The sequence below is a fragment of the Allobrachymonas wangyanguii genome, from assembly GCF_045055315.1.
Taxonomy (GTDB): domain Bacteria; phylum Pseudomonadota; class Gammaproteobacteria; order Burkholderiales; family Burkholderiaceae_C; genus Brachymonas; species Brachymonas wangyanguii.
The window spans coordinates 1,629,675-1,654,928 of the sequence record NZ_CP173677.1 but is presented as its reverse complement, the minus strand read 5'-3'; the positions used below and the strand labels follow the sequence as shown (position 1 = coordinate 1,654,928).

Annotated in this window: 24 protein-coding genes, 1 tRNA gene and 1 riboswitch; of the genes, 10 read left to right on the top strand and 15 right to left on the bottom strand. The window is 66.2% G+C overall.

Annotated elements, in window-relative coordinates; genetic code table 11:
* Positions 1–7: 7 nt before the first annotated feature.
* The 4 genes from fdhE to ACI3EV_RS08005 all read left to right on the top strand — a co-directional run bounded on the left by fdhE (position 8) and on the right by ACI3EV_RS08005 (position 4,499).
* Positions 8–1,024: a formate dehydrogenase accessory protein FdhE gene (fdhE, locus tag ACI3EV_RS08020; protein WP_329770930.1), complete on the top strand. Its 1,017-nt coding sequence runs from the start codon at positions 8–10 to the stop codon at positions 1,022–1,024.
* Entirely contained in the window at positions 1,021–2,496 is a 1,476-nt protein-coding gene (gene selA, locus ACI3EV_RS08015; RefSeq protein WP_329770928.1) for an L-seryl-tRNA(Sec) selenium transferase, read from the top strand. Before fdhE ends, selA begins: the two co-directional genes overlap by 4 nt.
* Positions 2,493–4,388: a selenocysteine-specific translation elongation factor gene (selB, locus tag ACI3EV_RS08010; protein ID WP_337691904.1), complete on the top strand. Its 1,896-nt coding sequence runs from the start codon at positions 2,493–2,495 to the stop codon at positions 4,386–4,388. Before selA ends, selB begins: the two co-directional genes overlap by 4 nt.
* A 15-nt stretch (positions 4,389–4,403) precedes the next feature.
* Positions 4,404–4,499, top strand: a tRNA-Sec gene (locus tag ACI3EV_RS08005).
* 61 nt (positions 4,500–4,560) lie between these two features.
* On the opposite strand, the gene ACI3EV_RS08000 is transcribed toward ACI3EV_RS08005, so the two are convergent.
* Positions 4,561–4,755 carry a YqaE/Pmp3 family membrane protein gene (locus tag ACI3EV_RS08000; protein ID WP_329770924.1) on the bottom strand — a complete coding sequence of 65 codons (195 nt, stop codon included), beginning with the start codon at positions 4,753–4,755 and terminating at the stop codon, positions 4,561–4,563.
* A gap of 111 nt (positions 4,756–4,866) precedes the next feature.
* Entirely contained in the window at positions 4,867–5,625 is a 759-nt protein-coding gene (locus ACI3EV_RS07995) for a TerC family protein (protein ID WP_329770923.1), read from the bottom strand.
* Between ACI3EV_RS07995 and ACI3EV_RS07990 the strand changes: the two genes are divergently transcribed.
* Together ACI3EV_RS07990 and nhaR are read left to right on the top strand one after the other, a co-directional pair.
* Complete coding sequence (locus tag ACI3EV_RS07990; protein ID WP_329770922.1) at positions 5,624–5,758, top strand: hypothetical protein; 135 nt, start codon at positions 5,624–5,626, stop codon at positions 5,756–5,758. The genes ACI3EV_RS07995 and ACI3EV_RS07990 overlap by 2 nt on opposite strands.
* Positions 5,759–5,768: 10 nt before the next feature.
* A complete protein-coding gene (gene nhaR, locus ACI3EV_RS07985) occupies positions 5,769–6,665 on the top strand; it encodes a transcriptional activator NhaR (RefSeq protein ID WP_329770920.1) in 897 nt (298 codons plus the stop codon).
* Positions 6,666–6,677: 12 nt separating this feature from the next.
* On the opposite strand, the gene gspF is transcribed toward nhaR, so the two are convergent.
* From gspF to gspG, 11 genes are all read right to left on the bottom strand, one after another.
* The gene (gene gspF, locus ACI3EV_RS07980) at positions 6,678–7,904 is read right to left on the bottom strand and encodes a type II secretion system inner membrane protein GspF (RefSeq protein WP_337691905.1); all 1,227 of its coding nucleotides are present in this window, start codon (positions 7,902–7,904) and stop codon (positions 6,678–6,680) included.
* 15 nt (positions 7,905–7,919) lie between these two features.
* Complete coding sequence (locus ACI3EV_RS07975) at positions 7,920–9,314, bottom strand: ATPase, T2SS/T4P/T4SS family (protein WP_337691906.1); 1,395 nt, start codon at positions 9,312–9,314, stop codon at positions 7,920–7,922.
* Positions 9,315–9,319: 5 nt separating this feature from the next.
* Positions 9,320–11,620, bottom strand: coding sequence for a type II secretion system secretin GspD (gspD, locus tag ACI3EV_RS07970; protein ID WP_337691907.1), 2,301 nt, complete (start codon positions 11,618–11,620; stop codon positions 9,320–9,322).
* A 12-nt stretch (positions 11,621–11,632) separates the two neighbouring features.
* Positions 11,633–12,541 (bottom strand): type II secretion system protein N, encoded by a 909-nt coding sequence (gspN, locus tag ACI3EV_RS07965; RefSeq protein WP_337691908.1) that lies wholly within the window; start codon positions 12,539–12,541, stop codon positions 11,633–11,635.
* Entirely contained in the window at positions 12,538–13,059 is a 522-nt protein-coding gene (gspM, locus tag ACI3EV_RS07960; protein ID WP_337691909.1) for a type II secretion system protein GspM, read from the bottom strand. The genes gspN and gspM overlap by 4 nt, the downstream gene beginning before the upstream one ends.
* Positions 13,056–14,327 (bottom strand): type II secretion system protein GspL, encoded by a 1,272-nt coding sequence (gene gspL, locus ACI3EV_RS07955; protein WP_337691910.1) that lies wholly within the window; start codon positions 14,325–14,327, stop codon positions 13,056–13,058. Before gspL ends, gspM begins: the two co-directional genes overlap by 4 nt.
* An 80-nt stretch (positions 14,328–14,407) precedes the next feature.
* On the bottom strand, positions 14,408–15,388 hold the full coding sequence (gspK, locus tag ACI3EV_RS07950) for a type II secretion system minor pseudopilin GspK (protein WP_337691911.1): 981 nt from the start codon (positions 15,386–15,388) through the stop codon (positions 14,408–14,410).
* A complete protein-coding gene (locus ACI3EV_RS07945) occupies positions 15,385–16,113 on the bottom strand; it encodes a prepilin-type N-terminal cleavage/methylation domain-containing protein (protein ID WP_337691912.1) in 729 nt (242 codons plus the stop codon). Before ACI3EV_RS07945 ends, gspK begins: the two co-directional genes overlap by 4 nt.
* A 2-nt stretch (positions 16,114–16,115) precedes the next feature.
* Positions 16,116–16,493 (bottom strand): type II secretion system minor pseudopilin GspI, encoded by a 378-nt coding sequence (gspI, locus tag ACI3EV_RS07940; RefSeq protein ID WP_405198063.1) that lies wholly within the window; start codon positions 16,491–16,493, stop codon positions 16,116–16,118.
* On the bottom strand, positions 16,493–16,981 hold the full coding sequence (locus ACI3EV_RS07935; protein WP_337691913.1) for a prepilin-type N-terminal cleavage/methylation domain-containing protein: 489 nt from the start codon (positions 16,979–16,981) through the stop codon (positions 16,493–16,495). The genes gspI and ACI3EV_RS07935 overlap by 1 nt, the downstream gene beginning before the upstream one ends.
* A 6-nt stretch (positions 16,982–16,987) precedes the next feature.
* On the bottom strand, positions 16,988–17,446 hold the full coding sequence (gene gspG, locus ACI3EV_RS07930; protein ID WP_329771422.1) for a type II secretion system major pseudopilin GspG: 459 nt from the start codon (positions 17,444–17,446) through the stop codon (positions 16,988–16,990).
* Between the two features lie 113 nt (positions 17,447–17,559).
* On the opposite strand from gspG, the gene ACI3EV_RS07925 reads away from it, so the two are divergent.
* From ACI3EV_RS07925 to ACI3EV_RS07915, 3 genes are read left to right on the top strand one after another with little or no spacing between them, the layout of a single operon-like run.
* A complete protein-coding gene (locus ACI3EV_RS07925; protein ID WP_337691914.1) occupies positions 17,560–18,237 on the top strand; it encodes a type II secretion system protein N in 678 nt (225 codons plus the stop codon).
* 15 nt (positions 18,238–18,252) lie between these two features.
* Positions 18,253–18,684: a glycine cleavage system protein H gene (locus tag ACI3EV_RS07920; RefSeq protein ID WP_337691915.1), complete on the top strand. Its 432-nt coding sequence runs from the start codon at positions 18,253–18,255 to the stop codon at positions 18,682–18,684.
* A 3-nt stretch (positions 18,685–18,687) separates the two neighbouring features.
* Positions 18,688–19,080 (top strand): DsrE family protein, encoded by a 393-nt coding sequence (locus ACI3EV_RS07915; RefSeq protein WP_337691916.1) that lies wholly within the window; start codon positions 18,688–18,690, stop codon positions 19,078–19,080.
* 75 nt (positions 19,081–19,155) lie between these two features.
* Here ACI3EV_RS07915 and glyA read toward each other — a convergent pair whose 3' ends face one another.
* Together glyA and ACI3EV_RS07905 are read right to left on the bottom strand one after the other, a co-directional pair.
* Positions 19,156–20,400, bottom strand: coding sequence for a serine hydroxymethyltransferase (glyA, locus tag ACI3EV_RS07910; RefSeq protein WP_329771418.1), 1,245 nt, complete (start codon positions 20,398–20,400; stop codon positions 19,156–19,158).
* 46 nt (positions 20,401–20,446) lie between these two features.
* Positions 20,447–20,601: riboswitch (ZMP/ZTP riboswitch) on the bottom strand.
* Between the two features lie 41 nt (positions 20,602–20,642).
* Positions 20,643–21,725, bottom strand: coding sequence for a transglycosylase SLT domain-containing protein (locus ACI3EV_RS07905; RefSeq protein ID WP_405197981.1), 1,083 nt, complete (start codon positions 21,723–21,725; stop codon positions 20,643–20,645).
* Positions 21,726–22,184: 459 nt separating this feature from the next.
* On the opposite strand from ACI3EV_RS07905, the gene ACI3EV_RS07900 reads away from it, so the two are divergent.
* On the top strand, positions 22,185–25,229 hold the full coding sequence (locus ACI3EV_RS07900; RefSeq protein ID WP_337691917.1) for a DUF349 domain-containing protein: 3,045 nt from the start codon (positions 22,185–22,187) through the stop codon (positions 25,227–25,229).
* Positions 25,230–25,254 lie beyond the last annotated feature (25 nt).

The following is a 25,254-nucleotide window of genomic DNA, read 5'->3' as shown; positions in this document are numbered from 1 at the left end:
GCACGCCATGAACGATCACACTCAAGCCGCAAGCATTGTTCCCGCCGAGGAACTGGCCTTGCGCACCGAAATCGAAGCCACTTTCCTGCACCTGCCGGAAGTGCGTACCTGTTTTGCCGAACGCGAGATGCGTCTGCGCCAGCTGGCTCCGGGCCATGCGATGCAGGATTTCCTGCTGTTCATGGCCGAGCTGGCCCATGCGCAGCACGAGCAGCTGCAGGCTTTTGCCGGTGCTGCGCTGCCGGACGAGGAAGCCGTTACCCAGGCCGCACTGCTGGGCCGCCCACCGCTGCCGGCCGAACTCTGGACGCGCGATCCGGCCTGGCAGCAGATTGCGCGCGCGCTCGCACGCAGCTTGCGTGACCACGCCCCTGAGCCGGCCCACGAGATGCTGCAGCAGCTCGAAGAGGCCCAGGGCGACTGGTTGGAGCTGCAGGCCGACAAGCTGCTGCACGGCATTGCCTACGACCTGGACATGGGTGCGGCCCCGGTGATCGGTGCGGCGCTGCAGGTCTACTGGACCTGGATGGTTGATGCCGTGGCCAAGCGCCCGCAGACTGGCGAGCAGCGCGTGGCGCCGTTTGGCCGTATCGACGATGCCAAGGTCTGCCCCTGCTGCGGCAGCAAGCCGGTGGCCAGCGTGGTCAAGGCCGGTGTCGAGCGCGGTGGCCAGCGCTACCTGCAGTGCTCGCTGTGCGGTAGCCAGTGGAACATGGTGCGTATCAAGTGCACGCATTGCGAATCGACCAAGGGCCTGCAATACCAGGAGCTGGAACTGGCCGATGTCGAGCACGACGAGTCGCGCGCACGCAAGGCCATCGTGCAGGCCGAGACCTGCGACGAATGCGGCCACTACAGCAAGCTGATCCACGCCGATCGCGACGTGATGGCCGATGCCGTGGCCGACGATCTGGCCAGCCTGACGCTGGACCTGCTGGTGACGGAATCGGGCAAGCAGCGCCACGGTGTCAACATGATGCTGCTGTTTGGCGCGGCCGACCCTGAAGCACCAGGAGAGGCATGATGCACGAACCCGCTGAATCCGTGGTGCACGGTTCCGGGTTCGGAGCTGAAGGACAAGAACAAGGCAGGGCGCATCCGCGCGACCTGCCGGCGACGGACCGGTTGCTGCGCGAAGCGCAGGTGCAGCAGCTGATCACCGAACACGGCCATACGCTGGTGGCGACCGAGGCGCGTGGCCTGCTGGACGGCTGTCGCCAGCAAGCGGTGGCCGGGGCGCTGACACAGGATCAGGCCGCACTGCCGGCATTGGCCGTGCAATTGCAGGCGCGCGTGCAGCAGCAGCTGCGCCCGCGCATGCAGGCAGTGCTGAACCTGACCGGCACGGTGATCCATACCAATCTGGGGCGCTCGCTGCTGGCCGAGCCGGCGCTGCAACACATGCTGGCGATGATGTCCGGCCCGAACAACCTCGAATACGACCTGGACAGCGGTGGCCGTGGCGACCGTGACGACCTGATTGAGGAGCTGCTGTGCCAGATCACCGGTGCCGAAGCGGCGACGGTGGTGAACAACAATGCCGCAGCCGTGCTGTTGACGCTGGCGGCGATGGCGCGTGGCCGCGAGGTGATCGTGTCGCGTGGCGAGCTGGTGGAAATTGGCGGCGCCTTCCGCATGCCGGACGTGATGGAAAGTGCCGGTGCGCGCCTGGTCGAGGTCGGCACCACCAATCGCACCCATCCGCACGATTACGAGCGCGCCATCACCGGCAACACCGCCTTGCTGATGAAGGTGCATACCAGCAACTACCAGGTGCAGGGCTTTACCCGCAGCGTGACCGAGGCCGAGATGGCGGACATCGCGCACCGCCATGGCCTGCCGATGGCGACCGACCTGGGCAGCGGTTCGCTGGTGGATCTGGCGCAGTACGGCCTGCCGCGTGAGCCGCTGCCGCAGGAGATGCTGGCTGCCGGCTGTGATGTGGTGACCTTCAGCGGCGACAAGCTGCTGGGTGGTCCACAAGCCGGCCTGATCGTCGGCAGCAAGGAGGCGGTTGGCCGCATCCGCAAGTTCCCGATGAAGCGTGCGCTGCGCATGAGCAAGCTGCCGCTGGCGGCGCTGGAAGCCACGCTGCGCCTGTACCTGCAACCCGAACACCTGACGCGCGACGTGCCGACATTGCGCCTGCTGACGCGCCCGGTGGCGCAGATCCGTGAGCAGGCACAGCGTTTGCAGCCCTTGCTGCAACAGGCGGTGGCGGGGCGCTTTGGCGTTGATCTGGTGGAGCTGCAGGGCCAGATCGGCTCCGGCTCGCTGCCGGTGGACCGGCTGCCGTCTGCCGGACTGGCCATTCGTCCGCTGGAGAAAAAAGGTGCCGGCCGCGCACTGGACGCGCTGGCTACCACCTTGCGCGGCCTGCCGCTGCCGGTGATTGGCCGCATTGCCGATGACAGCCTGATCCTGGACCTGCGCTGTCTGGAGCAGGAGCCGGCATTTGTCGGGCAGCTGTCAATGCTGCAGGAGCGTCTCGCATGATCGTCGGCACCGCAGGCCATATCGACCATGGCAAGACCACGCTGGTGCGCGCGCTGACTGGCGTCGATACCGACCGCTTGCCGGAGGAAAAAAAGCGCGGCATCAGTATCGAGCTGGGCTACGCCTTTCTGGATACGCCCGAGGGCGATCGCATCGGCTTTATCGATGCGCCAGGCCACGAACGGCTGGTGCACACCATGCTGGCGGGTGCCAGCGGCATTGATTTTGCGCTGTTGCTGGTGGCGGCCGATGACGGCATCATGCCGCAGACACGCGAGCATCTGGCGGTGCTGTCGCTGCTGGGCAAGACGCGTGGCGCGGTAGTCATCACCAAGGCAGACCGGGCTGATACCGGCGGTATCGAGACGCTGACGGCCGAGCTGCAGGAATTGCTGCAACACAGCAGCCTGACCGGTGCGCCAGTGCTGGCGGTATCCGCACAGAGCGGGCAGGGCGTGGATGCGCTGCGTCAGTTGCTGGTGGATGCCAGTCGTGCGCTTGCCAGTCAGGATGCCGGACAGGCTTTCCGCCTGGCCGTGGATCGCAGCTTCAGCCTGGGCGGTACCGGTACTGTGGTGACCGGTACCATCCACACGGGACAGGTACAGGTGGGCGACCAGCTGCAGCTGGTGCCGTCCGGCCATGCGGTGCGCGTGCGCAGCCTGCATGCGCAGAACCAGCCGGTGCAGCAGGCCCATGCCGGGCAGCGCTGTGCCGTGGCGCTGGTCGGCATCGACAAGGAACAGGCTGGCCGGGGTGACTGGCTGGTGGAGCCGGCGGTGGCGCTGTCCACGCACCGGCTGGATGTGCGCCTTAGCCTCTGGCATGCCGAAGAGAAGGCGCTGAAATCCGGCGCGCGCGTGCAGGTGCACCTGGGTGCCGAATCGGTACCGGGTACGGTGGCCGTGCTGGACCAGGGCAGCCTGCAGCCGGGCGCATCTGCTCTGGTGCAAATCGTGCTGCGCCAGCCACTCGGCGCCTGGCATGGAGATCGCGTGGTGCTGCGCGATGCCTCGGCCACGCGCACCATGGCTGGCGGCGTGGTGCTGGATCCGTTTGCGCCGGTGCGTTATCGGCGTACGCCGCAGCGCCTGGCGGAGCTGGCGGCCTGGGAGCTGCCTGATCCCGGCCAGCGTCTGCAGGCCTTGCTGGAGTTGTCGGCGCACGGGCTGGACCTGCGTCGCTTTGCCCAGGCGCAGGGCTTGCGCAGCCTGCCTGAGTTGCCTGCTGGTGCCTTGCAGGGCGAGCAGGCCGGTACCACCTGGGCCATGGGCGAGGCTGCGGTGCAGCAGGCCTGGGACAAGGTGCAGCAGGCGCTATCCGTCTTTCACGAGAAGCAGCCGGACGAACTTGGGCCGGTGTTGTCACGCCTGCGCCGGCTGTCGCAGCCGCGCATGCCGGAGCCGCTGTGGGAGCTGCTGGTGCAACGCTGGCGGGATGAGCAGCGGCTGGCGCAGCAAGGTGCCTTCCTGCATCTGCCGGAGCATGGCGTGCGCCTGTCGGCGACGGAGGAGCGGCTGGCAGAGAAAGTGCGGCCGCACCTGTCACAGGCCGGTTTTGAAGGGGCCTGGGCGCGCGATCTGGCCAAGCTGACTGGCGAGCCAGAGCCGCTGGTGCGTTCTACCCTGGCGCGGCTGGCGCGTCGCGGCGAGCTGCATCAGGCGGTGAAGGATTTGTATTATGATGCAGCGACCATGCGTGCCCTGGTGCAGCTGGCGCGGCAAGTTGCGCAACAGCACGAGGGCAAGGTGCTGGCGGCCGATTACCGCGACGCCACCGGACTGGGCCGCAAGCGCGCGATCCAGATCCTCGAATACCTGGACCGCATCGGCGTGCTGCGCCGGGTCGGCGATACGCATCTGCTGCGTACCGACAGCAGCCTGTTCACGTAGCGCGTAACAGACAACGGAAGAGCAACGATCCTGGTGGGTCGGCCGGGCTTCAAACCCGGTGGGTGGTGCCAAGCGCTGTCGGGCAGGTTCGACTCCTGTGCTCTTCCGCCAATTTCCTTTTAAATCAATTTGTTAAGTTGTTGAGGCGACTGTCTGATGGTATCCGATACCATCAACCGCGCTGCCCCAGCACCTTTTCAATCTTCTTGTCGGTCTTGTACTGGCTCAGCGCATACACGGCCCAGATGGTGGCCGGCAGCCAGCCGATCAGGGTGATTTGCAGGATCAGGCAGATGATGCCGGCGAACGGGCGGCCGATGGTAAAGAAGGTTAGCCAGGGCAGGATGAGGGCGATCAGCAGTCGCATGAGGATTCCTTTCAGGAGGGAGGCCGAATACAGATCGGCAGAAAACGAAAAGCCGCTGACTTCCAGCGGCTTTTCCGTGCAGCCTGCATCATACAGTGCAGGCAGACGCTATCAGGCGTGAGCTGCAGCCAGCGCCAGTTTGCGCTTGTTGCGCGCCCGGATATTGAGCGCTTCCACGGCCAGCGAGAAGGCCATGGCCGAGTAGATATAGCCCTTGGGGATGTGCGCGTCAAAGGCTTCGGCGGTGAGTGCCATGCCGACCATGACCAGGAAGGCCAGTGCCAGCACCTTGACGGACGGATGGCGTTCCACGAATTCGCTGATCGAACGCGCAGCCAGCATCATCACACTGATGGAGGTGATCACAGCGGCGACCATGATCCAGATCTCGTCCACCATGGCGACGGCTGTGATCACGGAATCCAGCGAGAACACGATGTCGATCACGGCAATCTGGGCAATGATGTTCCAGAACAGGCTGCGACCGCTCTTCTGCAGGGCGGCATCGTCGGTCTCGGTCGGACCATGCTGCTCGGGTGCTTCCACTTCGACAAAGATCTCGTGCGAGGCCTTGTAGAGCAGGAACAGGCCGCCGAACAGCAGCACCAGATCCCGGCCGCTGATGCCCTGGCCGGCCACTTCAAACAGGTCGGCGGTCAGGCCCATGATCCAGCTCAGCGAGAACAGCAGCAGGATACGGCAGATCATGGCCATGGCCAGTCCGATCTTGCGGGCGCGATCGCGCATGTGCTGGGGGAGTCGTCCGACGAGGACGGAGATGAAGACGATGTTGTCGATGCCCAGCACGATTTCGAGCGCGGTGAGCATGAAGAAGGCAACCCAGATGTTCGGGTCCAGCAGGAATTCCATGAAAGAGAATGGTTCGTCAATGACCGGAGCAGCGGCCTTGGAGGCCAAGGCTGTCCACGAGCTTTCGCATTCTAGGGATGCGATGTGCATCGGTAAATCAGAAAAAAATCCGCCAATCTTCGAAAAAAATTGATAATGGCGGCATGCTCAACTACAAGCACCTGCACTATTTCCAGCAAGTGGCCGAGGCTGGCAGCATTGCCCGCGCCAGCGAGCGCTTGCATCTGAGTCCGCAAACCATCAGCGGCCAGATTGCCGAGCTGGAAGAGCGTCTTGGCGTGGAGCTGTTCGTGCGCAATGGCCGCGCGCTGGAGTTGACCGAAACCGGTCGCATGGCGCTGCAGTATGCGCGCGATATCTTTACCACGGGCGCCGAACTGGAAGCGGTGCTGCGCGGCCAGGCCGAGCAGGGCAGCAAGGCACTGGAGTTGCGCGTTGGCATCGTGGACAGCCTGTCCAAGGCGGTGGCGCTCCATCTGGTGGAGCCGGCCTTGTCGCTACCGGAGCCGGTGCGGCTGGTGTGCCAGGAAGGGCGCATCGAGCATCTGCTGACCGAGCTGGCTTTGCACAAGCTGGATCTGGTGTTGTCCGAGGGGCCGCAGCCGGCGGGGGTGAGCGTCAAGGCATACAGCCATCGGCTTGGTGGCACGGGGTCTGCTTTCTACGCGGCGACCAGTCTGCGCGAGAAGCATCCGCAGCCGTTTCCGCAGTGTCTGCAGGGGGCGCCCATGTTGTTGCCGACGGCGGTGTCGGCGGTGGGGCAGCGCGTGCGCGCCTGGCTGCAGGAGCAGGGGCTGCGCCCGGTGATCGTGGGCGAGTTCGATGACAGCGCGCTGGCGCAGGAGTTTGGCCGCAAGGGCGTGGGCTTTTATGTCGGGCCGGCGGTGCTGGCCCACGGCATCGTGGAGCAGACCGGCATGCAGCTGATCGGACAGGTAGACAGCCTGCGTGCCGAGTTCTACGCGATTTCGATCGAGCGGCGCATCCGGCATCGCGGCGTGGCGGCAATCACGCAGGCGGCGCGCAGCCTGCTGAGCTGAATCACTTTGACCTTAGCCGGTCAGCTGGTTCAATTCCATGATCGGCATCAGCACTGCCAGCACGATCAGCATTACCACCAGGCCCATGCCAACGATCAGCAAGGGCTCCAGCACCGTCGCCAGCCGCATGGCACGCCGCTGCACCTCGCCACTGAGCTGGCGTGCCACGCGGCCCAGCATCTCGCCGAGCTGGCCGGTCTGCTCGCCGAGGCGGGCAAACATGCCGATCAGCTTGGGGAAGCGGCTCTTCTGGCTCAGTGCGCTGCCCAGGGGTGCGCCTTCGCGCACCAGCACGATCACGTCTTCGGCATCGACCTGCATCGCGCGGTTGGAGAGCGTGGCGGTGGCGGCCTGCAGCGCGCGCAGGATCGGCACGCCGGCCTGCGACAGCATGGCCAGGGTGCCGGCAAAGCGCGCGGCGTTGTACTGGCAGCTGAGCGGGCCGACGACCGGCAGTTTCAGCCACCAGGCATCGAAGCGCTGACGGAAGGCATCGCCCTTGAGCAGTTGCCGCAGCAGCAGGCCGCCGCCCAGTAACAGCAACGCCAGCAGCCAGCCCCATTGGCGGATCAGGTCGCTGAAGGCGAGCATGATGGTGGTGAGCACGGGCAGGGCGCGCTTGCTGCCGGCATAGACACCGGCGACCTGCGGCACCACATAGCTGAGCAGGAAGATCACGATGGCCACCGCGACCAGCGAGACAATCGCCGGATAGAGCGCGGCACCGGTGACCTTGGACTTCAGTTCCTGCTGCGCCTCCAGGTCATCGGCCAGCCGCAGCAGCACCATGCCGAGGCTGCCGCTTTGCTCACCGGCGGCAATCACGGCGGTGTAGATGGGCGTAAACTCGCGCGGATGCTGCTGCAGCGCCTTGGCAAAGCTGCTGCCGGCATGCACCTCGGAGCGCAGCGCGCCGACCAGCTGGCGCTGGCGTTCCGGCGCGGCGTCTTCGCTTAGCGCCTGCAGCGCACGTTCTACCGGCAGGCCAGCCGATACCAGCCCGGCCAATTGGCGCGTCCAGACCGCCAGTGTGGTGCTGTCAAATATCTTGCTGACGAACAGCTGGCGGTTCAGGCCGCTGCCGCGCTGCGCCGCATCGCCTTGTAGCGCCTTGACTTCCAGTGGCACCAGCTCGCGTGCACGCACGGCAGTGCGTGCCGCCTTGAGCGTATCGGCCTCCAGCGTGCCCTTGCGGGTGCGGCCATTGGCATCGAGCGCCTGGTACTGGTAGACGGGCATGGCGGCGGGGTGTCCTTAGTCGCGCGTCACGCGCAGCAGTTCTTCCAGCGTGGTGATGCCGGTATCGACCAGGCGCTGGCCGTCGTCGCGCATCAGCGTCATGCCGGCGCGCTGGGCGGCAGCGCGAATATCGGCTTCGGCGGCACTGTGGTGGATCTGCTCGCGGATGGTGTCGTCCACCACCAGCAGCTCGAAGATACCGGTGCGTCCCGCATAGCCGCTGTGGCCGCAGTGCTCGCAACCGCTGCCGTGGCAATGTTGGCAGCGCTTGCGTACCAGCCGCTGTGCCAGCACGCCCAGCAGCGAGGACGACAGCAGGAAGGGCTCGATGCCCATGTCGGCCAGGCGTGTGACGGCGCTGGCGGCATCGTTGGTGTGCAAGGTCGCCAGCACCAGGTGGCCGGTGAGAGAGGCCTGGATCGCGATCTGCGCAGTTTCGAAATCGCGGATCTCGCCGATCATGATCACGTCCGGATCTTGGCGCAGCAGCGCACGCAGCGCGCGCGCGAAAGTCAGGTCGATGCGGGCATTCACCTGCGTCTGGCCAATGCCGGGCAGTTCGTACTCGATCGGGTCTTCCACCGTCATGATGTTGCCGCTGCGCGCATCGAGTCGGCTCAGCGCCGAATACAGCGTGGTGGTCTTGCCGGAACCGGTCGGGCCGGTGACCAGCAGGATGCCGTGCGGCTGGCGGATCAAATGGTCGAACTGGCGCAAGGTATCACCCTGCATGCCGACCGCTTCCAGGCTGATCTTGTTGCCAGACTTGTCCAGCAGGCGCAGCACGGCGCGTTCGCCAAAGGCGCTCGGCAGGGTGGACACACGCACGTCGATGGCACGTGTGCCCAGACGCAGGCTGATGCGGCCATCCTGCGGCAGGCGCTTTTCTGCAATATCGAGATCGGCCATGATCTTCAGGCGCGAGATCAGCGCTGCGTGCAGCGCGCGGTTGGGCTGTACCACCTCGCGCAGATTGCCGTCCACACGGAATCGCACCAGGCTGTGGTGTTCGTAGGGCTCGATATGGATATCGCTGGCGCCATCACGGGCCGCCTGGGTCAGCAAGGCGTTGAGCATGCGGATGATGGGCGCTTCGTCGGCGGCCTCCAGCAGGTCTTCTACCGGCGGCAGCTCCTGCATCATGCGCGACAGGTCGGCATCGCTTTCTACCTCGCTGACGATGCTGGCGGCGGTCGATTCGCCCTGGGCGTAGGCGGCGCTGATGCGCTGCGCCAGCGCCGGCGCTTCCAGCGTGCGGTGCGCGCCCACCGGGTACTTGCGCATGACCTCGTTCCAGGCCGCCGTGGGAGCCTGGTCGCGGCCATGCCAGAGCAGCAGACTGCCGTCATCCTGCTGTTCCAGCAGCAGCTGGTGCTTGCGCGCAAAGGCGTAGGGCAGGGGGTGTCGCATGCCGCTTACGCTCCGCCCGAGTTGTCCCAGGTGTCCGCAGAGATATGGGCTGGCTGATGATTGATTTCGAAAGTAAAATTCCCGTTAGGGGTAATCACGTTTTCCTCCGTCTTTTCCAGTGCAGGTTGCAGGTGAGCGCCTGGCGTCTGCATGTTCTCGTAGATCAGCGGACGCGGCAGCACTTTTTCCGGTGCATCGCTGACCGGTGCCCAGGCGCTGTCATCTTGCGGACGGACGGCTGGCAGCACTGGTGCCTGCAGCGGCTGGATCAGGCCCGGGTTCGGCTGGGTATTGATCTGGGTGGCGCGCATCATGTCGTAGCGGTCCATCGACAGCGCATGGCTGTCGCTCAGGTCGCGCACCACGATCGGGCGCAGGAATACCATCAGGTTGGTCTTCTTGCGGCTGCGGTTCTCGTTGCGGAACAGGCCGCCAATCACCGGAATATCGCCGAGCAGCGGAATCTTCTGCTGGGTGTTGGCATATTCGTCGGACAGCAGGCCGCCCAGCACGATGATCTGGCTGTCGCCGACCACCACATTCGATTCGATCGAGCGCTTGTTGGTGCTCAGGCCGCTGGGCGAGTTGACCGAGGCCGGATCGACGCTGCTGACTTCCTGGTAGATCTGCATGCGTACCGAGTCGTTCTCGCCGATCTGCGGCTTCACGCGCAGCGTCAGGCCGACGTCCTGGCGCTCGATGGTCTGGAACGGGTTGACGGCGCCGTTGCCGCTGTTGTTGTTGGTGTACTGGCCGGTGACGAAGGGCACGTTCTTGCCGATCATGATGCGTGCTTCCTCGTTGTCCAGCGTGATCAGGTTGGGCGTGGACAGGATGTTGGCATCGCCGGTGCTTTGCAGGAAGTTGGCGACCAGGCCGAGGATCGGCTGGCCATTGACGCGATCGGTCATGGCCAGGTTGAGGCCGCCACGCACGTCGGGCATGGTGCGGTTGGCAATCGCCGCCGTCATGCCGAGGATATTGCCCGGGCCGCCAAAGTTGGTGCCGATCAGGCCGACGTTGCCACTGCTGCTGAAGGCGTTCTGCCACTGGATGCCCAGATCGGCGGCGGTATCGGCATTCACTTCGGCGATCAGGCTTTCCACGTAGATCTGGGCGCGGCGCGTATCCAGGCGATCGATCACGGCGCGCAGCTGGCGGTATTCCGGTTCGCTCGCGGTAATGACCAGCGAGTTGGTGCTCGGATCGGCCTGGATGCGGCCGCCGGTGGACGGGTTGCCGCTGGTCTGCAGCGCCGAGGTGGCGGTGACCTGCACCTGGTTGCCGGTGGTGTTACTGCTGCTGGTTCCCGCGTTCACGCCCATGCTACCGGTGTTGCCCTGGATGGCGGCATCGTTGGCTGCCATGGCGGCGCGCAGCGTGGTGGCCATCTTGGCGGCATCGGAGTTCTTCAGGTGTACCACCCAGATATTGCCGGCGGCACCGTTGCTGCTGTGGTTGCTCAGCGCTGGCTGGTCGAGCTTCAGGATCAGGCTGCGCGCTTCCAGGGCTTGCGCGTGGGTGGGCGCACGCAGCAGCAGCGCGTTGCTGCGCGGCTCCGGCAGCACCACGGTACGGCTGAAGCCGCCGACGCCGGTAGCCGTTGCCTGGGCGGCCACGGCACCGACACCGCTGCCATCCAGCAGGCGCTGCACCAGCGGTGCCATGTCGGTGGCCACGCCGTAGCGCAGCGGGATCACTTCGACGCCGCTGCCGACCGGCTGGTCGATGCCGGAAATGATGCGACTGATGCGCTCGACGTTATCGGCGTAATCGGTTACCACCAGCGTGCTGCTGCCGCTGGCGTTGATGGTGTTGTTGGGGCTGATCAGCGGGCGCAGTACCGGAATCAGGTTGGCGCTGTTTTCGTGCTGCAGCTTGAACACGCGCGTCACCACCTGGTTGCCCATGGTGCTCTGGCCGCGCGGCAGCATGCGTGCCTGCAGCTTGGCATCGGCTTCGGGCACGACCTTGTACATGCCATCGGCCTGCACCAGCGCCAGGCCCTGCAGGCGCAGCGCCGCGGCGAACTGGTTGACCGCCTGTGCCGGCGTCACCGGGCGCTCGGACTGGATGCTGATGGTGCCCTTGGCGCGTGCATCCAGCACCACGTTGCGGCCGGTGATGGAGGCAATCGTGCGCGCTACCGATTCGATATCGGCATTGGAAAAATTCAGCGTGATGCGTTCCTGCGACCAGGCCGGCGCAGTCTGCGCCAGGCCGGCCAGCAGCAGCGCCACGGCCAGGCCATGGCGCCAGCCGCGTGCGGACTGCAGGAGGGTGGGAGGGGTGAAAAACGACAACATGGTGGTTCGGGCTTAGCCCACGGAAAGAATGGAACGGTCGCCACTGCGGCGGCCGATGATGTTGATCAGGTTGTTCAGCGCTTCTTCCTTGCCGGCATCGGCACGGGCTTCGCCACGGAAGCGGAACTTGCCATCGATCCACTCGCCCTTGCCCTGCAGCAGCAGGCTGCTGCCGGGCTGGCTGTCGAGCGTGAGTTCGGGGCGGGCGGTACTGCCGGGCGCGCCGCCCAGCAGGCGCAGCTGGTAGCTGCCAATCGGGCTCAGCGTGGACAGGCGCGTGGTGGCCTGGTCCAGGCGGATATCGAGCGTGCCGGAGAGCTGGCTGCGGCCCTGGACCAGCGCCAGCTGCAGGTTCTTGCTGCGCGCGCCCAGCCGGCCATCCAGCTGCAGCGTGTTCCAGGGCGTGCCCAGACCGGCCAGCAGGCTGCTGGGCAGGTCGATGTCGCTATCGGCCAGTTGCAGCAGCGTGCGGCCGGGTTGCCAGCTGACCTCGAGTTGCAGCGGCTGGCGCGTGCAGCAGGCGCTTTCCAGCGCTACACGGGCACCCAGCAAGCGCGGACGCAGTTGCCACTCCAGCCGCGAAGGCAAGGTGGTGGCATCGCGGCTCTGGCTGCCGCCGGTCAGCACCAGCCAGGCCGAGCCGTTCCAGACCGTGCCGCTGGCATCCTGCAGCTGTACCTTTTCATCGCTGGCATAGGACACGGCAGCGGCCAGCCAGCGCGCCGGTGCAAACAGCACGATGGTCAGCAGCAGGCCGAGCAGCATGCCGGCCAGCGCCCAATACCAGGGGCGCAGCAGGCGTACCGGGCCAGCGGCCTGGGGCAGGCGTGTACGGCGTGCCGATGCCGGAGCCGGCAGGCGCAAGCGCAGCTGCGGGCGCGGCAGGCGCAGCTGGGGCAGGGGGATGCGCGGTGTCTTCATCGGGCGGCCTCCTGCGCCGGCAGTGACACGATCAGGCTGCCGTTCCAGCCGGTGGCGCTGCGCTGCAGCTGTGCCTGTTGCGGCAATACATGGGCCAGCAGGCGTGTCTGCATCAGCCATTCGGCCAGTGCCGCTGGCGGCACGTTGCGCAGCTGGATCTGCGCCTGGCCGGCCTGCACGCTGATACTGTCCGGTCCGAGCAGGCGCAGCGACAGTTCAGTCAACAGCTGCTCACGCGTGGCTGGATTGACGCGCGGCAGTTGCTGCAGCGCGTGCGCCTGCTCCTGCAGGTGGCGCATCTGGATCAGCTGGCGGTCCAGGTCGGCCTTGCGTTGTGGGGCTTCGCGCAGGGTCTGCAGCGCAGGCGCTATCGCCAGCAGCCAGAGCAGCGCCAGCAGCAGCACGCCGCCGCCGACCTGCAGCAGCATGCGCTCACGCGGCGACAGCTGCTGCCAGCGCTGGCGCACCACCTGCAGCTGCGGACGTAGTTTGGCGCTCAGGGCATCGGTGCGGCTCATGGACGTGTCTCCAGCAGCCAGTCATTGCCGTCCTGACGCACGCGCACGGCGGCATCGGCCAGCGCGGACTGGATGGCGGATTGCTGGTCGGTGCCGAGCGCCAGGCCCTTGAGGCGCAGCACCTGGCCATCCCATTCCAGCTGTTGCAGCTCGGCTTCGGGCGAGCTGGCGACTACGGCAGCGAGCCGGCCTTCCAGCGTATGGCCGGTCAGCACCGCATGTTGTTGCTGCAGGAGGCTGACTTCGCGCTGCATCTGCTTCGGTGCATCGACGACCAGCTTCACCTGTGGGAAGGTGCTGGTCAGGATGCGATCAATCTCGGCCTTTTGCTGCTCCAGCCGGCGTTCGGCCTGCCAGGCCAGCAGGTTCAGGCCCAGCAAGGAAACCAGCAGCAGGGCGGCCAGTCCCCAGCGTGTCGCCTGCCACTGCGGTGCATGGCAAAAGCGCTGCCAGCCCTGGCGCAGCAGGCGTTTCCAGCGGTCGGCCGGCTGGTTTGCCAGGCTGAACTGGGACAGGTTCCAGCCGGACGACAGGCTTTCCAGCCAGCGTTCGGACGGATGGCGCACCTGCACCGCTTGCTGTATCAGTTGTTCGGCGCGTTGCGCCACGGCGGCATCGGCCTGGATGCGGCCCGGTTCGGCCTGGGACAGCCAGCTGGGCAGCAGTGGATCGGGTTCCAGCGTGTCGGGTGCCTGCAGCGGCCAGCACAGCAGGCCGGGGGCAGCACCGCCTTGTGACAGCAGATGCGCACGACGCAGCCACCAGGCCCCTTCCAGCGGATCGCCAATCGCCTGCAGCGTGTCCTGCTGTAACGCCGGTTCAGGCAGCTCTTGCAGTGGCAGCGGCGCGGCCTCCGGCACCAGGCGTTGCACCTCGCAGCCGGCCAGGCGCAGCTGTTCCAGATGCTGCTGCAGCCAGTCGAGCCGGCAGGTACAGACCCAGACCGGCTGGCCGATGGCGGCATTCGGCTGCAGCGCGCAGTGCAGTATCTCCATATCGTCCAGCACCAGCTCTTCCAGCAGGCCGTCCAGCACCAGCCGCGTGCGTGCTGGCGAGGCCAGGCTGCCCTTGGGCAGCTCCAGCGCATGCCAGGACAGCGCCTGCACCGGCACGATGCCGATCACCTCGTGCGCATCGGCCAGCGGCAGGGCATCGGCAGCGGCCATGCCATGCTGCGACACACCCTGACCATCGGGGCTCAGGGCAAACGCGTAGCCATCGGCTGCATCGTGGCCGGGCAGGGGGAATCGGACAAGCAATTGGGACATGGGGCGGTGCGATTCTAGGCAGTCAATATGACGCCGGAATGTCATGAAAGCATCATCTACATGACATGTACCGGGCGACCTCAGCGCTGGGTGGCAGGATCCTGGGCGATTACGCTGTCCTTCTGGCGCCACAGCACGATCGAGCTCAGGCCGTCACGCTGGATCAGCGCCTGTTCCTCGATGCGGACATCGCCAATGCGCAGCTTGCCGTGGATCAGGAAATAGCGGCTGCTCACGCCCAGGCTGGCCTGCTGGCCGCCAGTTGGCAGCAACTCGCGCACGGCGTCCATCTTCAGGAAAGGCTGGCTGTTGCGCCGGCTCACCAGCTGCAGCACCTGCGAGCGGGTGGCATCGCCGGCAGCAGCCAGCAGCACCTCCTGGGTGGCGGTATTTACATTGATGGCGGTGTATTCGGGCAGGATCGCCAGATGCGGCTCCAGCTGCGCAATGCGTTCAGCCGGCAGGCCGAGCCAGACCAGCTGCTCGATGCGCTGTGGCAGCAGCGGCGCGCCGGGATCGACCTGGGCACTGCCCTGGTTGGCGCGCCAGGAGCGTTCCCACTGGCTGACGAGCTGGTTTGCCTCTTGCGTTGGCAGGCCGAGCTCCTGGAACAGGCGCTGCAGCGTCTGCACGTCACGCTGGGATGGCTGGCCCTGTCGTATCAGGTTGCCCAGATTGAAGCGGCCCTGCATGTCCTGCACCTGGCCGGACAGGAAGGCGTCATCGGGCAGGTCGGTGCTGTTGGCAGTGACGTTGCCCTCTGCGGCCAGAAAGCTGCTCATGCGCGCCTCCAGCAGCGGCACCGCCCAGGGTTCGGACAGGTGGTCGGCCTGGGTCTGGCGCGTGTCTTCCTGCAGGATCTGGCGTGTCCAGTCGATGGCGCCGGACAGCAGCCAGCTGGTCTGCAGGCGGGCGCGCTCGGCCGCCTCGACCTCGGTGGCGCGCCATTGCTGCCAGGCGGCGGCCGCGGCAAAGGCGGTCACCAGCGTTACCGTCAGCATCGCCAGCAGCAGGGCGGCACCGCGTTGCGGGCGCCGGCGGGGCAGGCTGCGGCGCTTCATGAGCGTCTCCGTGTCAGCGTGGCCGGTATCCAGTCCATGGTGAGCGTGCCGTGCAGGGCGCTGTCGGTATCGGGCAGTTGCAGTTCCAGCCGTATCGCGTCGGGCATGCTGGCCAGGGCCTGTTCGCCTGCCAGTGGCAGCTCCTGCTCGCTGGCCGGGCGCCAGTTGGCATCGCGGAAGTGCAGCAGTTTCCAGTTGGTGAGCGGCACCAGTTCCTGCTCTCCGGGCAGCTGCTCCTGGCCTTCGGTCCAGCGTGCCGCCTGTTGCCAGGCCTGCTGCTGTTCACCGACGGTACGCAACACGGGGGACTGCCAGCGGATCCAGCACGGCGTAGCACCCGGGCTGGCGCACTGGCTGCGCAGCGACCAGGCGACGACCTGGCTGCCGGCCGGCAGCAGCAAGCTGGAATCGCCCTGTGCCACCGGGCTGTCGCTGGCGGGCGCCAGCCGCAGCACGCGCAGTGCGCGACCGTTCCAGGCCAGCACCGGCTGTGCCGGTTGCGCCGATACCGGCAGCATCGCATCGAGATCGCTGCGCCATTGCGCCAGCGCCGTCTGCAACAGCGTCAGGCGTTCGCCCTGGGCCTGCGTCACCTGCTGCGCGCGGATCATGGCATCCAGTCCGCGCCAGCTCAGCAGCGCCAGCAGCGCCATGATGGAGAGTGCCACCATCAACTCGATCAGCGTGAAGCCGCGTGATGCGCGGCGCAGGGGAGATCGGCGCATGCTCACCACTTGCCCAGAATGGTGGACAGGCGCAGCAGCGGACGTTCCTGTTCCAGCGCCTGCGCATCGATGCGCCGGAAATGCGGGTTCAGCGTGGTGTGCACGCTGACTCTGACCTGCAGCTCGCGACCGGCCTGGCTGCAGGCCACGGTCGATTCGCCCACTGCCGGGTACTGGGTGGACAGCCGCATCGCGATCAGCTGGTTTTCGGCGCACAGCTGGCCCAGCAGGAGCTCGGACTGGCGCTCGCTGTGCCGGATCAGCGCACTGGTGGCTTGCGTGCCGGCCACCAGCGCCACCGCCACGATGGCGAGTGCTACCAGCACTTCGATCAGCGTAAAACCCCGGCGGTTGGCCGGGGCAGGGCGGGGACGTCGCATCATGGTTGTGCTGCAGCTGCCTGCGCCACACGGAAAGGCCGCAGGCCATCGGTCTGCAGCGTGCGCTCCAGTCCGGGCTTGCCGGGTACGCCCAGCGTCAGCGATTGTGCCGGCAAGATTGGTTCCGGCCCCAGCAGCAGCTCCGCATCGGCCCCCTGGCGTGGCGCAGTCAGCAGGCCGCCGCGCAGCACCAGCGTCGGTTGCAGCCAGGGGTGGGACAGCCGTGCATGCGGCAGGCCGAGAAACTGGAAGCCCTGGCCATCGCTGGTCGCCTGCCAGCGTACCGGCAGGCCGCTGGCGCGCGACTGCGCACGCGCGCTTTCGAGCACGGCGGCCAACCGTTCGGCCTCACGATCCAGCCGCATCTGGTCGCCATCGCGCAGCGCCAGCGTGGCCGCGCCACTGGCAACCGCCACGATCAGCAGCACTACCAGCAGCTCGATCAGGGTGAATCCGCCGGCTGCGCGCCGGACGCGCCTGCCGCCCATGGACACTTACTGCCAGCTGCCGATATCGGCATCCTTGCCTTCGCCGCCGGCCTTGCCGTCGGCGCCAAAGGACATCACGTCCACTTCACCCTGGATGCCGGGGTTGGCGTACTGGTAGGCATTGCCCCAGGGGTCGGCCGGCAGCTTTTCCAGATACGGCTTCCAGTTGGCCGGCACCGGCTGGCTTTCCGGCTTGCTCACCAGCGCCTGCAGGCCCTGTTCGGCTGTCGGGTAGCGCTGGTTGTCCAGACGATACAGCTTGAGCGCCTGCATCAGGTTGCTGACATCGGTCCTGGCGGCGGTGACGCGTGCATCATCGGCTCGGCCGAGCACGCTAGGCACCACCAGGGCACCCAGCACACCAATGATGACCAGCACCACCATCAACTCGATCAGGGTAAAGCCACGGGCAGCGCGTTGGCGTGGCTGGCGACGGCGCAGTGCCGCAAGGGAAGACAATCGCATGAAAACTCCTCGGAAATGCGGCAAACATAACGCTGTTGTGTGACAGTCAAGTGACTGTTGCATGTATTCCAGTCGCCTGTCGGGCCCATGCGAGATGCCGCATAATGGCGCACATGAGCGCCTCTCCCAGTCTGTTGTCCAACCGTATCCCTGCTTTTGCGCTGCCTCCGGCCGAGCGCTGGGGCGTGCGTATCGGCAGCCTGTTGCCCTGGTTTGCCGCCAGTGCGGTGCTGGCCTATGCGCTGCTCGGCACGCAGGGCGAACCGGTAGCCGTGATGGTCAGCGTGGCCGACAGCCGCTTGCAAAGCCAGCAGGACAGCCTGGCCAGCCTGCTGGGCCATCAGGACGAGGCCATTGCCGCTGCGCCGGCGGATACGCAAGGCCAGGCGGCCCCGGCCGGTCCGGGCCGATTCGTGCTGCAAGGCACGGTCAGCCGGCTGCAAGGGGGCGGCACTGCCATCATCGCCATCGATGGTCAGCCCGGTCGCCACGTCAAGCTGGGTGAGGAACTCGTCGATGGCTGGAAGCTGGCTTCGGTTGGCGTACGCCAGGTGGTGCTGCAGGCAGCCGGCCAGCCGGATCTGACCTTGGCCTTTGCGGCCAGCGGCGTGACAGCGGCACAGGCGAACAGCAGCCTGCCGGCCTACGGCTCTGATGCCAAGGTAGTGACGCCCGAGCCCGCGCCGGTTGTCGCGCCGACACCAGCTGCCACACCAACGGCAACGCCGCCTGCCCATGTTCCCGCCGCGATCCCGCCAGCCACCGAGCTGGGGGATGGCCGCAATGATTGACCCGATACTGCCTCCATGCCACTGAACGGACTCGCTTTTCCTGCTGATCTTTATTACCTGATCGAGCATCAGGTCTGGGCGCGCCCGGACGCTGACGGCTGCGTCACCATTGGCATTACCGCGCTGGGTATCCGCCACTCGGGCGATATCTATATGTGCCGCCCCAAGCGTGTCGGCACGTCACTGGAGCAAGGCGCTTCGGTCGGCGTTGTCGAGCTGGCCAAGTCGGTAGTCTCGGTCAAGACGCCGGTCAGCGGCGAAGTCATCGAGGTCAATCCGCTGCTGGAGGACACTCCCGAGCGCGTGCACCAGGATCCTTATGGCGAAGGTTGGCTGGCGCGTATCCGCCTGAGCGATTGGGCATCGGACCAGCAGGCGCTGCTGCACGGTGACGCACAGGTCTTGCCGGCGATGCAGCATCACGCCTGGCTCAACCGCATCGAATAAGCCATGGCCTTTGTCGATCACGCCGCCGATGGCATTGCCATCCTGCTTTGGGCTTCCGGCCCGGAGCGCCCCGATCTGCTGCATACGCCGTTCTTCTTTGCCGCAGCCGCGGCGGCGATGGAAGTCCCGGTCGAGATCTATTTCACTGCCGGCAGCGTGCGCCTGCTGCAACCCGGCATCGCCGAAGGCCTGCAGGCGGCGCACCACCAGAAGGATGTGGCCACGGCCATGCGCGAGGCGGTATCGCATGGCGTGCGCCTGCTCGCCTGCACCGATGCGCTGCGCGCGCATGGCATGGAGATGCACGGCCTGATCCCCGAATGCTCCGGCCATGGCGGCGCCGTGCAGTTCATGGCGCGCGCGGCCGACCTGCGCTGGCGCACGCTGGTGTTCTGAAGCCGGAAACGACAACGCCCTGCACAGGGCAGGGCGTCGGCATCATGTGTGGCACCCGCGGGTGCCACGACAGGATCAGCGGTAAACCGGGAAACGGCTTACCAGCTCGGCCACCTTGGCGCGCACGGCGGCGATGTTGGCCTCGTCACGCGGGTTGTCCAGCACGTCAGCCATCAGGTTGGCGGTGATGCGGGCTTCCTCTTCCTTGAAGCCGCGCGTGGTCATGGCCGGCGTACCGACACGCAGGCCGCTGGTCACGAAGGGCTTCTCGGGATCGTTCGGGATCGAGTTCTTGTTGATCGTCATGTGGGCATCACCCAGCACGGCTTCGGCTTCCTTGCCGGTAATGCCCTTGTTGCGCAGGTCGACCAGCATCACGTGGCTTTCGGTGCGGCCGCTGACAATGCGCAGGCCACGCTGGGACAGCGTCTCGGCCACGACCACGGCGTTCTTCAGCACCTGTTCCTGGTAGGACTTGAACTCGGGCGTCAGCGCTTCCTTGAAGGCGACGGCCTTGCCGGCAATCACGTGCATCAGCGGACCACCCTGCAGGCCCGGGAAGATGGCGCTGTTGATCGCCTTCTCGTGCTCGGCCTTCATCAGGATGATGCCGCCGCGCGGGCCGCGCAGGCTCTTGTGCGTGGTGGAGGTGACCACGTCGGCATACGGCACCGGGTTGGGGTAGACGCCCGCGGCGATCAGGCCGGCATAGTGCGCCATGTCGACCATGAACAGCGCGCCCACGTCCTTGGCGATGCGCGACATGCGCTCGAAGTCGATACGCAGGCTGTAGGCCGAGGCGCCACCGATGATCAGCTTCGGCTTGCTTTCGTGTGCCTTGCGCTCCATCGCGTCGTAATCGATCTCTTCCTGCTCGTTCAGGCCGTAGCTGACGACGTTGAACCACTTGCCAGACATGTTCAGGGCCATGCCGTGCGTCAGGTGACCGCCTTCGGCCAGGCTCATGCCCATGATGGTGTCGCCGGGCTTCAGGAAAGCCAGCAGCACGCCCTGGTTGGCCTGCGAGCCGGAGTTGGGTTGCACGTTGGCGGCTTCGGCGCCAAACAGCTGCTTCACGCGATCAATCGCCAGCTGCTCGACCACGTCCACGTTCTCGCAGCCACCGTAGTAGCGCTTGCCCGGGTAGCCTTCGGCGTACTTGTTGGTGAGCTGCGTGCCCTGGGCGGCCATCACGGCCGGGGAGGCGTAGTTTTCGCTGGCAATCAGCTCGATGTGTTCTTCCTGGCGCTGGTTCTCGGCCTGGATGGCGGCCCACACTTCGGGGTCGGTCTGTTCGATCAGGATGTTGCGGTTGTACATGGCAGGTTTGCATCAAGTGAGGATGACACTTGGCACGCAAGCGTGACAAGGCTGCCCAGGCGAACGGCAAGGACGTGCCCCAAGGCACGGTGCATTTCCTCGCGGTTGAGGCAGCGGCCGCAAGGGCTTGCCAGTCCGCGTCAGCCGGGGTGGCAGGCAATAGCCAAGCCCACCGGCCTATCGCCAGTCATGCACATGGCTAGTGTACCGGATTCGACACCCGGCAGACCAGTGAAAAAAGATTACTGGACGCTGGAGTCCCCGGTGTCTGCTGCAGGATGTTCCTGTGCGACCAGGCGCACGCTGGAGGCAGCGCTGGTGGCCTGCTTGCTGGTTGCAGGCTGCTCGGGGGCGAGCGAACGGCGGATCTGCTGCTCGACACGGGCGCTGTCGTTGCGCACCTGTGCGGATTCTTCCTGTACCTGCGGCGTGACGCGGCTGGATACACGCACCGGCTTGGCGGCTTCAGTGCTGGCCGGCGTCAGCGGCTGGGCGCTGCCACGCTGTTGCGGTTCGGCCTTGACCAGCTGCACGGCCGCGGGCTTCTCGGTCTTGGCCGGTTCGCGCTTGGCAACATTTACGGCAGCTTCCGGCAGGCCGTGCGGCAGCTGGGCATTGTGTGCCACCTGCTGGCCCTGGGCCACGGCGCGGATGCGGGCAAATTCGGACAGCACCTTGTTGCCATAGCCCTGGTCATCGGGCAGGTTGGCAGCACCCACATAGTATTTCAGGCCACCACGCACCGAGCCGGCGCGCGCAATCGTTTCCTTCAGCACCTGCACGCCCACGTGCAGGTTGCTGACCGGGTTCAGCGCGGCAAAGTGGCCGCCGTGGTCTTCATACTTGTCCGAGTGGATGTGTGTCATCACCTGCATCAGGCCCTGGGCACCGACATGGCTTTGCGCAAACGGGTTGAAGCTCGATTCCACCGCCATGATGGCCAGGATCAGCGCCGGATCGATCTTCTCGATCTTGCCCACGGCATAGGCTTCCTTGACCAGCATGCCGACCGCTTCCGGGGCCACGCGGTATTTCTTGGCGATCCAGTAGGTCACCGCAGCCTGGCGGCTGGGCAGTTCCTTCGGGTTGACCACCGGCATGCCGGCCGGGTTGACATCGGTCGGGGTCACGCTGGCAGTTGCAACGGTGGCTGCCTGCAGTTCGGCGGCAGCTTCCAGCGGCATGCCGATATCGCTGATGGCTGGTGCCACCTTGTCGCTGTTGGCGAGCAACTGGTCCAGGCGCTCACCCAGATCCTGTTGCAGGTGCGAACTGGTTGCCAGCAGGGCGGCGCCGGCAATGGCGCCTGCGCCTACTAGTGCCATGCTGTGGTGCGTCCACTTCAGGACACGTTGCAGGGGGTTTTTGCGGGCCGGATCGGCCGTTGCCAGGGAACTGTCCGCAGACAGGGTGCTGGTAGTGCTGTTCAAGCTGAATCTCCTTCAGTATCGGTGTCGCCGCTGGTACTGCTGAGAGGGCAGGGCAAAAGGCCGGTTGGCACTTGCCTGCAAAAGAGGATCGGCTGAAAAACAGGTCCGTCCGGGTGCGACACGAGTAAGACCGTCAGGTGACGATCGGGAAAACCCTCGAATTTTATGCACTGCACAAATTACTGGTCAAGCATGATTGTTGTTTTTCTTATGATTTTTGGTTCTGTTGTGGCATCTGGTACACAGTGCCAAAGCCCGGCCAGCGGGTGCAGTAGGGGCAAAATGCAGGCAAAATAGGCATGTTGCCCGCCTATGGAGGCAGGCACAGCCATTGACTCTAGATTTCATACTGCCATGATCCGTACTCCACGATTTGGCCTGCGCCCGCTGCTGCAGTCCAATGATCCGACCTCCACCGGAGGACAAGAATTTCCCGCTGCATCCGGCAAGGCCGCTGCGCACCCGCTCGATGCCGTGACTGGTGGCGTGTTTTCTGCCGCCACCTCCGGCGAACGCGCCGCGCGCCTGCGCGCCTGGCTCGCCACCGAGCCCGAAGTCGCCGTCATGCAGGAAGTCTTTCGTGATCTGAGCACGCGCGACAAGGGTGCCGCCAAGCCGCTGCGCGAGAAACTGGACGAGATCAAGCGCAGCCGTGGCCAGGAAGCCCTGGCGGCTGAATGGCAGGCGCGTGCCGAGCAGCTGCTGCAGGCGAGCCGCCTGAATATTGCCGATGCCATGGCCTGGCAGCGTGACGCCGCCAAGGCTGGTGCGCCGCTGAGCAAGGAGCCGCTGGCCACCACGCGGACCCAGCTGGCTGAACGCATCAAGGTGATCGAGGATCTGCAGACTCAGGTCCAGATCCAGCGCGAGGCTGCGGTGCTGCTGGCACAACGCATTGAAACCCTGTCCACCAAGAGCTGGAAGGAAGCGGAAGAAGCCGAAACTGGCCTGCAGACCGATGTCGCCGACTGGCGCCAGCAGGCCCAGACGCTGCAGCAGGATGCGAGCTGGCCCAGCGTCGATCCCAAATACGCCGGCCAGCTGGAAAGCGCGGTCGATCAGTTGCAGCTGGTGGTGCAGGCGTTTGAAGACGCGCTGCAACAGGTACGTGCCGCCGCCGCCGACAACAGCGCTGCGCTGCCGTCGGTGCCGGTCTGGGCGGACGAGATTCGCAGCCTGCGCGGTGAAGCGCCCGAAGCTGCCGCCGAGCCGGCCGAAGACCCCGCCGTGGCCGCCGAGCGCCAGCAGGCGCTGGCACAACGCCGCGCCGAAGCCGAAACCGTGGTGACTGCTGCCGTCAAGGCGCTCGAAGCCGAGCTGGTCAGCGGCCACAGCAAGGCCAGCGTAGCCGCTGCCCAGGCCCTGCGTCAGGCGCACAAGGAACACCGCAAGGCGATCAGCCCCGAACTCGAAGGCCAGGTGCATGCCGTGCTGGCTTCCGCCGGTGAACTGGAAGGCTGGCAGCGCTGGCGCGCCGACCAGCTGCGCCAGGAGCTGGTGCAGAAGGCCGAAGCCTTGATCGATCGTCCGGCCGCCGAGCCGGTGGTGGAAGCGGCTGCAGACACGCCTGCTGCTGAAACCGCTGTCGCAGAAGCGCCCGCAGCAGAAACCCCGGCCGCTGAAGCCAGCGCGTCCGAGTCGCCTGCAGCAGAGACGCAGGCTGCCGACGCGGATACGGCACCGGCTGCAGAACCGGCCGCGGTCGAATTGGCGGAAAGCACCGAAGCTGCAGCCGAGCCGGCAGCAGCCCAGGATGAGGGCGCCAAGGCTGCGCCCGCAGAGGCGACCCAGCCTGCTGCCGCCCCCGTGGTGGCCCGCCCCGCACGCCGCCAGTCTGACAAGCAGGCGGCCAAGGGTGAGCGCCCGCTGCCGACCAGCAAACTGAGCCCGCGCAAGCTGCAGGAAACCCTGCGCCAGCTGCGCGAACAGTGGAAACAGACCGACCAGGGCGGCGTGCCCAACCACGCCCTCTGGAAGCGCTTCGACCAGGCCTGCAACGAGGCCTATCGCATCGTTGAAGCCTGGCTCTCCACCATGAAGGAGCATGCGGCCCAGCAGAAGACGCTGCGCCTGACGCTGCTGGAAGACGTCAAGGCCTGGACTGCGCGCCACCAAGAGCAGGTGGATGCCGGACGTGCGGACTGGAAAGCCGTGCACCGCGACCTGCTGGCCTTCTCGCGCCGCTGGCGCGAAGCCGGTCATGTCAGCGAAAAAGTCTTTGCCGAACTGCAGCCGCGCTGGAAGGCCGCCATGGCCGAAGCTGGCGCGCATATCGACGCCGCCCAAAAGGCCAGCATCCAGTTGCGCCACGCCATGATCGACGAGGCCAAGGAGCTGGGCGCCGCCCCTTCGTTGCGCATCGACGCGATCAAGGCGCTGCAGCAACGCTGGCAGCAGGAAGCGCAGACCGTGCCGCTGGAGCGCAAGCACGAACAGAAGCTGTGGGATGCTTTCCGCAAGCCGCTGGACGAAGCCTTCCAGCGCAAGCACGAGCAGCGTGGCCAGCAGCAGGCCGAAATGAACGAGCGCGATCGTGCCGTGTTCGATGCCTCCAAGGCGCTGGAAGCCGCCAACGCGACTGGTGATGCGCAGGCCATCCGTGCAGCCATGCAGGCCCTGAACGATGCCATCCGTGGCCAGCAGGAACAGCAGTCCGCAGATGCTGCCGCAGCAGCCGAGGCGTCGGCCGCCGAAGCGGCACCAGAAACCCCGCTGGAAGAGGGCGCCATGCGTCCGCCGGCTCCTTCTGCGCTGCAACACAAGCCGGCCGTGGCCGTGCGTGGTGATGACCGCCCGCAGCAGCAGCGTCCGGGTGCTACGCGCCAGCGGGACGAGCGCGGCGACCGCCGTGATTCGCGTGAGCGTGGCCGCGACGGCCGCCGTGATGGCCGTTTTGGCGATCGTTTCGGTGATCGCCCCGAGCGCGGCCCACGCGCGCCGCGTCTGGGCGATGCCGCTTTCCGTGCCCAGCGTGATGCCGTCGAACATGCCCAGGCTGCGCTGCGCAAGCTGGCCGAGCAGGCTCATGGCGAAACCCTGACGCAGCTGCTGTCGGCCTGGGAAAAGCGCCAGCCCGATGCGATTCCGGTGGCTTCTGAACTGGGTCGCCATGTCAGCGGCAGCCAGCGCAATGCCTGGGTTGCTGCACTGGGTCAGGGTGCCGCATCAGGTCGCGAATCCGAAGCGCTGCTGCGCCTGGAAATGGCCGCCGAGGTGCCCACGCCGGCGGACCAGCTGAACGCGCGCCGCGCCCTGCAGCTGCAGCTGCTGACGCGCCGCAACGATCCCAGTCCGCAGGAAACCTGGCACGAAGACGTGGCCAGCGTGCTCGCCGCCCCGCACGATGCCGCCAACGCCAAGCGCCTGCAGCACGCCTTGCGTGCCTTGCTGAAGGGCTGATCGATCTTCTTGTCGACCTCCTGCA

Bases quoted from the DNA above. Each gene is read 5' to 3' on its own strand.
- fdhE (WP_329770930.1), top strand. From the start codon at position 8: ATGAACGATCACACTCAAGCCGCAAGCATTGTTCCCGCCGAGGAACTG.
- selA (WP_329770928.1), top strand. From the start codon at position 1,021: ATGATGCACGAACCCGCTGAATCCGTGGTGCACGGTTCCGGGTTCGGA.
- selB (WP_337691904.1), top strand. From the start codon at position 2,493: ATGATCGTCGGCACCGCAGGCCATATCGACCATGGCAAGACCACGCTG.
- ACI3EV_RS08000 (WP_329770924.1), bottom strand. From the start codon at position 4,755: ATGCGACTGCTGATCGCCCTCATCCTGCCCTGGCTAACCTTCTTTACC.
- ACI3EV_RS07990 (WP_329770922.1), top strand. From the start codon at position 5,624: ATGAAAGAGAATGGTTCGTCAATGACCGGAGCAGCGGCCTTGGAGGCC.
- ACI3EV_RS07995 (WP_329770923.1), bottom strand. From the start codon at position 5,625: ATGGAATTCCTGCTGGACCCGAACATCTGGGTTGCCTTCTTCATGCTC.
- nhaR (WP_329770920.1), top strand. From the start codon at position 5,769: ATGCTCAACTACAAGCACCTGCACTATTTCCAGCAAGTGGCCGAGGCT.
- gspF (WP_337691905.1), bottom strand. From the start codon at position 7,904: ATGCCCGTCTACCAGTACCAGGCGCTCGATGCCAATGGCCGCACCCGC.
- ACI3EV_RS07975 (WP_337691906.1), bottom strand. From the start codon at position 9,314: ATGCGACACCCCCTGCCCTACGCCTTTGCGCGCAAGCACCAGCTGCTG.
- gspD (WP_337691907.1), bottom strand. From the start codon at position 11,620: ATGTTGTCGTTTTTCACCCCTCCCACCCTCCTGCAGTCCGCACGCGGC.
- gspN (WP_337691908.1), bottom strand. From the start codon at position 12,541: ATGAAGACACCGCGCATCCCCCTGCCCCAGCTGCGCCTGCCGCGCCCG.
- gspM (WP_337691909.1), bottom strand. From the start codon at position 13,059: ATGAGCCGCACCGATGCCCTGAGCGCCAAACTACGTCCGCAGCTGCAG.
- gspL (WP_337691910.1), bottom strand. From the start codon at position 14,327: ATGTCCCAATTGCTTGTCCGATTCCCCCTGCCCGGCCACGATGCAGCC.
- gspK (WP_337691911.1), bottom strand. From the start codon at position 15,388: ATGAAGCGCCGCAGCCTGCCCCGCCGGCGCCCGCAACGCGGTGCCGCC.
- ACI3EV_RS07945 (WP_337691912.1), bottom strand. From the start codon at position 16,113: ATGCGCCGATCTCCCCTGCGCCGCGCATCACGCGGCTTCACGCTGATC.
- gspI (WP_405198063.1), bottom strand. From the start codon at position 16,493: ATGCGACGTCCCCGCCCTGCCCCGGCCAACCGCCGGGGTTTTACGCTG.
- ACI3EV_RS07935 (WP_337691913.1), bottom strand. From the start codon at position 16,981: ATGGGCGGCAGGCGCGTCCGGCGCGCAGCCGGCGGATTCACCCTGATC.
- gspG (WP_329771422.1), bottom strand. From the start codon at position 17,446: ATGCGATTGTCTTCCCTTGCGGCACTGCGCCGTCGCCAGCCACGCCAA.
- ACI3EV_RS07925 (WP_337691914.1), top strand. From the start codon at position 17,560: ATGAGCGCCTCTCCCAGTCTGTTGTCCAACCGTATCCCTGCTTTTGCG.
- ACI3EV_RS07920 (WP_337691915.1), top strand. From the start codon at position 18,253: ATGCCACTGAACGGACTCGCTTTTCCTGCTGATCTTTATTACCTGATC.
- ACI3EV_RS07915 (WP_337691916.1), top strand. From the start codon at position 18,688: ATGGCCTTTGTCGATCACGCCGCCGATGGCATTGCCATCCTGCTTTGG.
- glyA (WP_329771418.1), bottom strand. From the start codon at position 20,400: ATGTACAACCGCAACATCCTGATCGAACAGACCGACCCCGAAGTGTGG.
- ACI3EV_RS07905 (WP_405197981.1), bottom strand. From the start codon at position 21,725: ATGGCACTAGTAGGCGCAGGCGCCATTGCCGGCGCCGCCCTGCTGGCA.
- ACI3EV_RS07900 (WP_337691917.1), top strand. From the start codon at position 22,185: ATGATCCGTACTCCACGATTTGGCCTGCGCCCGCTGCTGCAGTCCAAT.